The 560-nt window shown below is 58.2% G+C and carries 1 pseudogene; it reads right to left on the reverse strand.

The features are described 5' to 3' along the window. A pseudogene (locus AB4Y40_RS42800) lies at window positions 1–528 on the reverse strand (hypothetical protein); the annotation flags it as partial. Between the last annotated feature and the right edge of the window lie 32 nt (window positions 529–560).

A 560-nucleotide genomic window follows, 5' to 3' on the forward strand; every position in this document is an offset into this window, starting at 1 on the left:
TTTATAGATGGCCGGATAGGTCGTGCTGCTGTTATCCGTGAACCCGATGGCCGATATGACACTGCCGTTCTGATCCGGACCGCCGCCCGACGGCCTGCCGCCACACGTCTTCGCCTTGCTGTCGGCTGGAGTGACATAACTTCCATGCGCATACGCGAAAAACGGTGCAGACGCGCTCATGCCCGCACAGTAGCTTACGTTCCCCGTGTTCGCCGGGTTCTGATAGTCCGGCTGTGGTGCTGCCGCGCCCGTTGCCGGGTCCCATCCTTCGAAGCACGGCCAGCCAAAGTTTTGCCCGGCATTGCTCAGATGATCGATCGACTCCCACGCGTTCCAGCCTACATTGCCAATGTACAAATCGTGGTTGACAGGATTGACCGCAAACCGGAAAGGATTGCGCAACCCTGTTGACACGACTGCTATGCCCGGAGTGGGAGCGCTCAAATTCGTGACGGCGAGAATCACTCCATCTTTGTAGGGTTGTGCATTGAGTTGCTGACTGCGAAACGCACCCTGCGGGAGGTTCATGCCGTCACCGCAAGCGGTATCCAGTTGACCGT

This window comes from Paraburkholderia sp. EG287B, from assembly GCF_040965595.1.
Classification (GTDB): Bacteria; Pseudomonadota; Gammaproteobacteria; order Burkholderiales; family Burkholderiaceae; genus Paraburkholderia.